Annotated in this window: 7 protein-coding genes and 1 tRNA gene; 4 read left to right on the top strand and 4 right to left on the bottom strand. The window is 38.6% G+C overall.

Translation table 11 applies throughout. The features are described 5' to 3' along the window. The first annotated feature begins 47 nt into the window (after positions 1–47). Positions 48–124, top strand: a tRNA-Met gene (locus ABD005_RS14955). Positions 125–437: 313 nt separating this feature from the next. Here ABD005_RS14955 and ABD005_RS14950 read toward each other — a convergent pair. Together ABD005_RS14950 and ABD005_RS14945 are read right to left on the bottom strand one after the other, a co-directional pair. Continuing rightward, positions 438–1,985, bottom strand: a complete 1,548-nt coding sequence (locus ABD005_RS14950; RefSeq protein ID WP_215981125.1) for an HD domain-containing phosphohydrolase — start codon at positions 1,983–1,985, stop codon at positions 438–440. A gap of 161 nt (positions 1,986–2,146) precedes the next feature. Beyond that, positions 2,147–3,664: a fumarate hydratase gene (locus ABD005_RS14945; RefSeq protein WP_215981124.1), complete on the bottom strand. Its 1,518-nt coding sequence runs from the start codon at positions 3,662–3,664 to the stop codon at positions 2,147–2,149. A 189-nt stretch (positions 3,665–3,853) separates the two neighbouring features. Between ABD005_RS14945 and pabB the strand changes: the two genes are divergently transcribed. The 3 genes from pabB to ABD005_RS14930 all read left to right on the top strand — a co-directional run bounded on the left by pabB (position 3,854) and on the right by ABD005_RS14930 (position 7,521). After that, positions 3,854–5,302 (top strand): aminodeoxychorismate synthase component I, encoded by a 1,449-nt coding sequence (gene pabB, locus ABD005_RS14940; protein ID WP_343818436.1) that lies wholly within the window; start codon positions 3,854–3,856, stop codon positions 5,300–5,302. A gap of 119 nt (positions 5,303–5,421) precedes the next feature. Continuing rightward, positions 5,422–6,000, top strand: coding sequence for a CoA pyrophosphatase (locus ABD005_RS14935; protein WP_215981123.1), 579 nt, complete (start codon positions 5,422–5,424; stop codon positions 5,998–6,000). Positions 6,001–6,144: 144 nt separating this feature from the next. Next, on the top strand, positions 6,145–7,521 hold the full coding sequence (locus ABD005_RS14930; RefSeq protein ID WP_343818434.1) for an L-serine ammonia-lyase: 1,377 nt from the start codon (positions 6,145–6,147) through the stop codon (positions 7,519–7,521). A gap of 286 nt (positions 7,522–7,807) precedes the next feature. Here the strand turns inward: ABD005_RS14930 and ABD005_RS14925 are convergent, their stop codons facing one another. Beyond that, positions 7,808–9,976 (bottom strand): TonB-dependent siderophore receptor, encoded by a 2,169-nt coding sequence (locus ABD005_RS14925; protein ID WP_343818433.1) that lies wholly within the window; start codon positions 9,974–9,976, stop codon positions 7,808–7,810. Positions 9,977–10,396: 420 nt separating this feature from the next. Continuing rightward, on the bottom strand, positions 10,397–10,711 hold the full coding sequence (gene thyA, locus ABD005_RS14920) for a thymidylate synthase (RefSeq protein ID WP_343818431.1): 315 nt from the start codon (positions 10,709–10,711) through the stop codon (positions 10,397–10,399). Between the last annotated feature and the right edge of the window lie 85 nt (positions 10,712–10,796).

Below are 10,796 nucleotides of genomic sequence, written 5' to 3'. Positions count from 1 at the left end.
GTAGAATTAAAAACTTATTGGCTTCCTATTAATTTAGGTCATTCGGACGCGGGATGGAGCAGCCTGGTAGCTCGTCGGGCTCATAACCCGAAGGTCGTCAGTTCAAATCTGGCTCCCGCAACCAATTCTTAAATTAAAATAACCTGGTTTTACCAAAGCATAAATGACAAGTCGTCAGTTCCCTCTTCATAAAATAAAAGCTCCCACAACCAATTCTTAAGTTTAAATTAAATAACTTGGCTTTACCAAAGTACAAAGACAGATCGTCAGTTCACTGTAAAAGTAAGCAACTTCACTCCCTGTAAAATCTAATTGACCACCCTTTTAAATAATCTACCTAATCGTTTGTTGATAGTTTTAAAGGCAGACTATTAATAGCAATTCATTTCTTTAGAAAAAGCTACAAATTCACGCTATATGAATAAATATTACGTTAGCTAAAAGTCGTCCGGGTGTTGCACCCTAATATCAGAGAACTCTTCAAAATTATCAAGAATCACATCAACGAGCCTTCCTTCAAATTTTTTATTTTTCTCATCTAGCATAAACGCTTTAATTTCTTCGTTACTCCAAGGAGACTTGTAGCAACGTTTTGAGCCAAGCGCATCAAATACATCGGCAACGGCCATAATTCTCGCTTCAAGAGGAATATCCTCTCCTTTTAGTTTTTCTGGGTATCCGCTTCCGTCCCAATTCTCATGATGATAATGAGCAAGTCGCGCGGCGAGCTTAGAAACACTTACCGTTGACTTGTTTAAAATATCCGCGCCTATTTGAGCATGCGATTTCATGGTCTCCCACTCTTCCCCCTCTAATTTTCCCGGCTTGTGCAGTATGTGTTCTGGAATGGCGATTTTCCCTAAATCATGTAATGGAGCAGCGAGGCGGATAGCTTCAATAAAAGAGTCGCCTAAATTAAGTTTTTGCGCCATTAGTTCACAAATAGCAGCAACTCGGCGCACATGAGCGCCTGTTTCTTTACTACGCGCTTCAACGGCTTCACCGACAATAAACAGCAACTCTTTTTGGGTTTTCTCTATTTCTTGCTGCTTTGCTAAGCTCTCTAAAATTAAAGCCACATTGGTTGCAAAAAGCTCAGCGAGACTTGCTTTAAAGTGCTCTTTGTCATCTTCGAATTCGATATAAAGTACTGATGCGGCATTGCTTGAGGAGTGATAATAACCAACAAAACAGCTTTCATCGCTATAGTGTGCCTTATCAATAAAAACTTGCTGTATTTTTTCTTTCACATCTTCGCTAATATCTGACTCTTCTAACGAGTTAGACTCACAGATATACTTACCGGTGCAAGCAATAATGCAGCTACTTGCTTGATCTGAAAAGTCCACTTGTGTTCTGGCTATGTATAAAGCTGAACTGTCAACGTTCATCAATGCCAATAAATGGTTTAAAGCTGCTGAACCAAAGCTTTTCAGTTGATTTATTTTAAGTAAATCATGTGTCGCTTCAATAAGCTTTTTAAAGGCGTCTAGACTACGTTTAATGGTCATAATATCGCGATAAGCACGAATGCTGGCATAAACGGTAGTGATCATTTTATTGGCGGTAAAATCAGTTTTCTCTTTATAGTCATTAATATCAAACTCTTTAATAACTTTTGCCTCAGGAGCCGTGCCAGCTTGACCTGTTCTCAAAACTAACCGTATTGCTTGATTGCCATGCTCTTTGCGGATCCATTCAACCAGCTCTAATCCTGCATGATCCGTTTCCATCACAACATCAACAAACGCCATACAAAATGAATCGTCTTTTTGTAAGATTTCCTGCGCTTCTTCACTCGAGTACGCTGAGACTATAATTAACTTACGATGCTCTATTTCTGCATCAGATAAAACAAGTTTCGTTACTTGATGTACGGATTCATCATCATCAACAACCAGTATCTTCCAATACTTATCTTTCTTTTTAATAAGCGTATTGTCTTCTTCTAGTTCAACTTCGTCTTGAAAAATAAAGTTACTCATTATAAAAATTTATGTTAATCAAATCTTATTATTGAGTTTAATCCAGTTAAGGTAAATTACTAGGAAAGTGAAAAAAAAGTATAAAAAAGCGACTTAAGTCGCTTTTTTTATACTAGGGGCTGAAAGATCACCCTCCCTAAATAAGCAAATATATTACTTATTTATTTTTTTGTATGCGCTTCTTCAATTTTAACTTTCCAAAGTGCTGGCCCCGTAACGTGAGCAGACTCCCCGCTACTATCAACAGCTACCGTTACCGGCATATCTTCCACTTCAAACTCATAAATAGCTTCCATTCCCATATCTTCAAAAGCAACGACTTTCGCTTTTTTGATTGCTTTAGACACTAAATATGCAGCACCACCTACAGCCATTAGGTACACTGACTTATGGTTCTTAATACTTTCTACGGTAGCTGCGCCACGCTCAGCTTTACCAATAGTGCCTAATAAACCAGTTTCAGCTAACATCATTTCGGTAAATTTATCCATACGTGTTGCCGTTGTTGGACCCGCAGGACCTACCGCTTCATTACCGATAGCATCAACAGGACCAACGTAATAAATAAACTTGTTAGTAAAGTCTACCGGTAGTTTTTCACCTTTAGCTAGCATTTCTTGAATACGTTTATGCGCAGCATCACGGCCGGTTAAAATAGTGCCACTAAGTAACACTGTTTCGCCTGTTTTCCACTCGCTAATATCGGTTTTCGATAAGTCATCAACATTTACCCGACGAACATCATCTCCTACTTCCCAAGTAATTTCAGGCCAATCTTCTAGTTTAGGTGGTGTTAAATCCGCAGGACCTGAGCCATCTAAATGAAAGTGAACGTGGCGGGTTGCCGCACAATTTGGGATCATAACGACTGGCTTAGATGCTGCATGAGTAGGCACTGAGTTAATTTTCACATCAACCACTGTTGTTAAACCACCTAAACCTTGTGCGCCAATACCTAAGTTATTTACACGTTCGAAAATTTCTAAACGTAATTCTTCTTCAGCATTTTGTGGACCGCGCTCAATTAGCTCTTGAATATTAACCGGGTCCATTAAGCTTTCTTTCGCTAAAACCCCCGCTTTTTCAGCCGTACCACCAACACCTATACCTAACATACCCGGTGGACACCAACCTGCGCCCATTGTTGGTAGTGTTTTTACAACCCAATCAGCAATAGAGTCTGACGGGTTTAACATGACCATTTTGGTTTTGTTTTCACTGCCGCCGCCTTTTGCCGCAATCATCACTTCAATGCCGTCACCCGGCACCATATCAATATGAACAACTGACGGCGTATTATCTTTAGTATTAATACGTTTTCCGGCAGGGTCTGCAACGATTGACGCTCGTAATGGATTATCTGGATTTAAATAAGCACGGCGTGTGCCTTCATCAACCATTTGTTGTACAGTCATATCAGTTTTATCCCACTGAACTGCCATACCCACTTTAACGAAACAAGTAACAATACCCGTATCTTGACAAATAGGACGCTTGCCCTGTGCTGACATACGCGAGTTAATTAAAATTTGTGCAATAGCATCTTTTGCTGGCTGGCTTTCTTCTTTGTTATACGCTTTTTCTAACGCTTGAATAAAATCCAATGGATGATAGTAAGAAATATATTGTAATGCATCTTCAATACTATCGATTAAGTCTTGTTGTTTTATAATGGCCATAGTGCTCTCTATTACCTTGGTTTAAAAATATTAGCTTTGTTGTAGAAATGATTTAACAACTATATAAAATTTAAGGGTGTAAAGTTATAATGCGTTTAACTGTATATCATAACTCGCTATTAAAAGTGCTGCCAGCGGTAATGGCTGATAATAACTATTTTACTGGCGAATACTCTGAGTGATTTAATCTTGTTTAATGCATTACCTTCAACACCTATAAATTTAAATATCACTGCACAGCTATTAACATTATCGAAAAACACCACGCCTGAAACAGTGTTTGCTTGTTTTGCTAAGCAGCCATGGGCAATGTGGTTAGACTCTTGTCAAAGTAATCATGTTGATAGCCGTTTTGATATTATCGTTTGGCAACCTCAAGCGACGCTAATCACACAAAATAAAACCACAACGATTACTTACAGGCAAACAGCCATTCAAAATGAACGTATTATTGAATGTGATGATGAACCATTAAGTTTATTACATTCGGTACAGCAACAATTATTAGGCGATGAACAAGCACCTCATCAGTTATTGCCTTTTTTAGGAGGTGCTTTAGGTTATTTTGCTTATGACTTAGGTCGACGCTTTGAAAAACTCCCCTCTATTGCAGAGCAAGATATTAACTTACCTGAAATGGCCGTAGGCATTTACCAACAAGCAATAGTTTTTGATAACAAAACCAATAACTTCTATTTGGTTTGCCCAGAAAAACAACGTGCATCACTAACCAAAAACATTCAAGAAATCGTTACTGAATCTGCAAACGTAAGCCCACCTTTTTGCTTAACACAGCCATGGTTAGCCAATATGACTCAGGCCAGTTATATTGAAAAGTTTAACCAAGTACAGCGTTATTTACTCTCTGGTGACTGTTACCAAATTAACTTAGCTCAACGTTTTACGAGCCACTATCAAGGGGATGAATTTCAAGCTTACTTAGCGTTAAGAGCCGCGAATAAAGCGCCTTTTTCCGCGTTTATACGCCTTGAGAATTCAGCTATTTTAAGTGTTTCACCTGAGCGTTTTTTACAATTACGTCAAGGTAGAGTCCAAAGTAAGCCCATCAAAGGCACAGCGCCTCGTCACAGTGATACCGCGCAAGATGAAGTCATCGCAACTGAGTTAAAAAACTCAATTAAAAACCGTGCTGAAAATTTAATGATTGTTGATTTACTGCGTAACGACATGAGTAAAGTTTGCCAAGCTGGCACGGTAAAAGTACCTAAGTTATTTGATATTGAAAGTTTTCCCGCAGTGCACCATTTAGTGAGTACGGTAGAAGGAGAACTTGGTCATGATAAAAACGCCACCGACTTACTCCGCGGCGCTTTTCCTGGCGGCTCAATTACTGGCGCACCCAAAATACGAGCGATGGAAATAATTGAAGAGCTAGAGCCTCACCGCCGTAGTATATATTGCGGCTCTATTGGCTATGTTTCTCAATGTGGCACCATGGATACCAGCATTACTATACGTACCTTAGTATGTCAGCATAATGAAAGTACCCAGGTAAATACCGTTCATTGCTGGGCTGGTGGTGGCTTAGTAGCTGATTCAACGGCATTAAGCGAATACCAAGAGACTTTTGATAAAGTAAATTGCATATTACCTGTACTCACCAAATTAACCTGTTAAATTATAAGTAACAAAGTAGCTTTTAACGATAGCTTTTAACGATAGCTTTTAACGATAGCTTTTAACGATAGCTTTTAACGATAGCTTTTAACGATAGCTTTTAACACAGTGTGGTAGTTATGACTAAAGACGATTTTTTATTACGTTTTAATTTGCTGCAACTTGGGCAGTCAAGTCATAACTATATTCACCCTAGACCACTTAAGTCGGCAGCAGTATTAATTACGCTAATTGAAGGTGAACACACTCACGATGGCTTACAAGTTTTACTGACGAAACGGGCAAGCCATCTAAAACACCACCCATCACAAGTTAGCTTTCCTGGCGGTAAAGTAGAGCCAAGTGACGCTAATCCAACCGCAACTGCATTAAGAGAAGCACAAGAAGAAATTGGTTTATTAGCGTCTGCTGTTAATATTTTAGGTACATTACCCCCGTGCCAAACAATTAGCGGCTTTCATGTTATTCCAATTGTAGCCATGATTGATAATAAGCAGCAGTTTTTATTAGACAAAAATGAAGTAGCTGAAATATTTCAAGTGCCCTTACAACACTTTTTTAGTTCATCTAAACAATACACTATCAGTACCCATTATAATGGCAACCCTCATAATGTTCATTTTATGCCCTACAAGCACTATAATATATGGGGAGCTACGGCTTCTATGCTGAAAGATCTCATACAACAATTAAATTAGTTATATCGAAAGGCAACGCTATTAGTCGTAAATAGTTTATATTTTACGTAGTTTTTGTTTTTCAAACTGATAACTTTCAGCTAAAATTACCGACAATAATTCTAATAAAAAGCAAACCATCAAAAATTTATTCGGAAAAACATCATGATTAGTGTATTTGATATGTTCTCTATTGGTATTGGTCCATCTAGCTCGCATACGGTTGGTCCAATGAAAGCGGCAAAATTATTTGCCGATGCTTTAGTAACTGAGCAGCTGTTATCAACAACCAACAGAGTGCGATGCGAATTGTTTGGCTCCTTAGGACAAACGGGGATTGGTCACGGCACAGGTAAAGCTGTGATATTAGGTTTATCAGGCGAAAACCCTGAAGATATTCCTGTTGACTCTATCGAAAGCATTTTAGCCGAAGTGGTAAAAACACAAACCATCAACTTAGGTGAGCATAAAGTGGTTAGCTTTCCAAAAGATAACGCAATAATTTACCACCGCAGAAAAACATTACCTGCACATGCTAACGCGATGACCCTTTATGCTTATCAAGATGACGTATTGCTATTAGAGCAAACTTACTATTCGATTGGTGGTGGCTTTATTGTTCAAGATTGCGACTTTGAAAAAGAAAAAGACAAAGCCTTATCATTGCATAGTAACATTCAACGCCCGCATATTTTCAGTAGTGCTGAAGAACTCCTAAATGAAGCTCACACACTCGGCTTAAGCATTAGTACTATTATGATGAATAATGAAAAGTGTTTAGCCGATGAAGCCACTATTCGCGCCAAGCTTGTGAATATTTGGAGTGCAATGAAAAGTAGTGTTGATCGAGGAATTGCCACCGAAGGTATTCTCCCTGGTGGATTAAAAGTTTCTCGACGCGCTCCTGCGCTTTACCGTACCTTATCGGTAGAAAAGTCAAACGATCCACTCAATGCAATGGATTGGGTTAACTTATTTGCCATGGCAGTCAATGAAGAGAATGCTGCTGGTAGCCGTGTAGTAACAGCACCTACAAATGGTGCAGCAGGTATTATTCCAGCGGTATTATGTTATTACGATAAGTTTGTGAAACCTGTTTCTGATGATGATTGTATTCGCTATCTACTAACCGCAGCTGCTATTGGTATTTTATATAAAACCAATGCGTCTATTTCTGGTGCTGAGGTGGGTTGTCAAGGTGAAGTGGGTGTTGCTTGTTCAATGGCTGCAGGTGCGTTAACTGAAATTTTAGGTGGTACGCCACAACAAGTAGAAAATGCTGCCGAAATCGGCATGGAGCATAACTTAGGCTTAACTTGCGATCCCGTAGGCGGTTTAGTACAAGTTCCTTGTATTGAGCGCAATGCTATGGGCTCAGTTAAAGCGATTAACGCCTCTCGTTTAGCACTTCGCGGTACCGGTACACAAAAAGTTTCTCTAGATAAAGTAATTAAAACCATGTGGGAAACCGGTAATGACATGAAGACCAAATATAAAGAAACCTCACGCGGCGGTTTAGCGGTAAATATTACTGAGTGTTAACTTTTTGATTTAAAGTTAGAGCTACAATAAAAAGCGAGTAAAATAACTTTACTCGCCTTTACCTTCTTAATAACAGCTCCTTTCTAATCTCTATCTCATAGAATAAATGTTACGTTCTGTGGAACATTCGAGATTACTTTTACAGCGCATTGTTGAGTATTTATACGGACCAAAGCCATTATAATGTGGTTCTTTTCACATAAAATGACGATAACGCAGTAAAAAGTCCTAACAAACGCTGCCCGAAGGGTCGGCTAAACGCTTCTTCTTAGATAAGTTATTCTAATTAAAATTGGTATGTTAAATTAAAATCAATAGTACGAGGATCACCTGGTTGCACCCATATTTGAGTATAAGCATTAGTAAAGTGCTTTTTATCAAAAGCGTTATGTACCTCTAACTTAAGATCAATTTGTGAAGACACATTGTACTTAGCAAACATATTTACTACCGTATAGGCTGGTAAATAAAAATCAGATCCCCGTTGCCCTAAGCGTTTATCAATGTAAGTCGCTCCAGCCCCTAAGGTCAAATCATTATCGTAAAGAGAAAATATTTTGCTCAGTTGTAAACTCGCACTGTTTTCGGGAATATTTAGTAATTCATCGCCTTTTTGAATGCTAACCCCTAAACCGGTATCAATGGCATTTTTATCAACTTGCGCATCAATATATGCATATGAAAACCAAACATCTATCTCTGCTGGCAGTTGTCCCGCAATGTCTACTTCAAAGCCACTACTGCTGGCTTGACCAATAGCGGTATGGTAACCAGGGTTTAGTGTATCAGCGACAATGATATTTTTCTGAAGACTATCAAAATAAGCTAATGTTATATCAAGTTTATTGTCAAATAAGGTAAATTTAGTACCTACCTCAGCTGATTTAGTTTGATTTGGTTTAAAACCTTCACCGTTACTATCTGTGCCAAAGTTCAATCGATAACCTTCACCATAGCTAGTGTAAAGCGACCAATTATCTTTAAGCTGATATACCAAACCTAATTGCGGGCTAAAGTGATTTTCTGACTGCTTAGCTGAAAAGCCTTTTAACTGATCGTCTAATGTTTGCTCTAACCAATCAATACGACCACCAAGCCTAACATGGAGCTCATCTGTTAACTGTAATTGATCTTGTACATATAAACCTGTTGCTTTTTGTTTTTGCACACGCACAATAGCGGGTATCGGTGTAGGCAGTTCATGCTGACCATAAAGTGGTTGATATATATCAATAGCATGAAGCATTGCTTTAGTTGGACCCGTATTCAAAGCAGGCGCACGATAAACGCGATAATCTCGGTCATAATCAAACAAATCATAATCAACACCTACCATTAACTGATGTTCGATAGCGCCTGTCATGAACCTACCCGATACTTCTGAACGAATAACAAATTGATCTGTATCATAATCTCTAGCGCGACGTTGCCTCGTTAAGGTTCGACCATCGTAATAGAGCATTTGACGTACCGGTGAAACTTCAGCATCACTTGATGTACCTTGTAACCTCGTTGAGCGATAAGTTAAACCAGAATTAACATACCAGTTATCTGAAAAGTCATATTGCCACTGTAATTGGTGGCCTAGCGCTTCGGTAGTAGTTGCCCCGTCACCAGGTTCCCCTAAGAACCGCTCAATCGGCATCATATCGAAATTTCCACCTAAGGCTAAAATTCCCCTATCAAAGGGAATCTCTTGTCGAGAAGCTTCAAGCTCATAGTGCCAAACAGACTGCTCACTTTGCTCAAATAAGAAAGATGCCATCAAACCTTTCTTATCTATTTCTAAAGTGTCGCGAAAACTATCACCCGTTTCATAGAAACCGATTACACGGGCTGCAACATTTTCAGTTAACTCCCCCGTAAAATCAGCTTCTAGGCGCAGCTTATCATAGCTCCCGACTTCAACAGTGACTTGCCCTTGTTGGTCGAATTGTGGCTTTTTAGTAATAAGGTTAATTGTACCACCTGGCTCTCCACGTCCATAAAGTGCTGCTTTAGGCCCTTTTAGTACCTCAACTTGTTCAATACCTGACATATCACGTGGTCCTGAAAAACCACGACCTGCATTAAAGCCATTAACTAAATATCCACTGGGAACATTTTCATCACCAAAAAAACCGCGAATAGCGTAACTATCCCATAAGCCTCCTAAACTATTTTGTCTAGAAACAGACGCCGATAAATCTAACACCTGAGTTAGTTCGGCTATACCGGTATTATCTATCAATTGTCGGCTAATTTCGGATACAGATTCAGGTGAAGTAAGCGAAGAAAAGTCACCTCTATAGGCTTGACGTTGAGTTGTGATATGGATTCTTTCAACTTCTTCTATTTTTGTAACGGGCTCAGTCGCCTCTTTTGGCTGTTGTGCGAAACTTGCTGTGGAGGTTAAACCTAAAGCAACACCTAAATAAATAGCATTACGTTGATAGGTGCTATGTGTAAAATTCATTCTAATTCCTTATATAATAAAACAACAAAAACGTTATAATATAACACACAAAAACAACAGAAAAACGTAATAACTTGTTACTAATTAATAAAGTAGATGTAAAAATAAAAACAATAACGATATAAAATAACATCAACTAGTATTTTTGAAGTTATTTAGGTTGGAGAATAAGGCAAAAAAATACCAATCTAGATGATTGGTATTGAAGTATAAGGCTCTCTTAGGAAGGCTATCTAAATATCTTAACCTGAACTTAAATAATAAGTTCCTCGGTTATATTTTCTAACTTGATGTTTTTAACGATAACTAGTCCCGCTTATGCAGTAATAGTAAGTCTGTTGAAAATAAAGTAAGCACAGTTAATATAACAAAAAACGACTTAAGATGTACTTATTACCTCAAGTTCAAATTAACGAGTAATTAAATTGCTACCGGTGCCGTAATAGTCGCTTGTGGCTCATAGCCAATCAGTTCAAAATCTTCAAGCTTGTAGTCATATATTGACGCTGGTTTACGCTTAAGTTTCAACTGTGGTAAAGCGGTTGGTGTACGCTGCAATTGCAGCTGCACTTGCTCAACATGGTTTGAGTAAATATGAGCGTCGCCAATACTCATCACTAACTCCCCTACTTCTAAATCACACTGTTGTGCCAGCATATAAACCCATAACGCCGCTTGAGCTGTATTAAATGGTTTTGTGACATTGGGGGTTATATCTAAAATCGTTTCGCACAAAACTAAAGCCTAATCTTAATTACCCTACAGTACCACATTTTATGATCAACTGGCAGTTTTGCATTGTTCATCTGATAAATTAACT

This window comes from Colwellia asteriadis (assembly GCF_039523295.1).
Classification (GTDB): Bacteria; Pseudomonadota; Gammaproteobacteria; order Enterobacterales; family Alteromonadaceae; genus Colwellia; species Colwellia asteriadis.
Note: the sequence above shows the minus strand (reverse complement) of the source record. Positions and strands in the feature narration are given on the sequence as shown.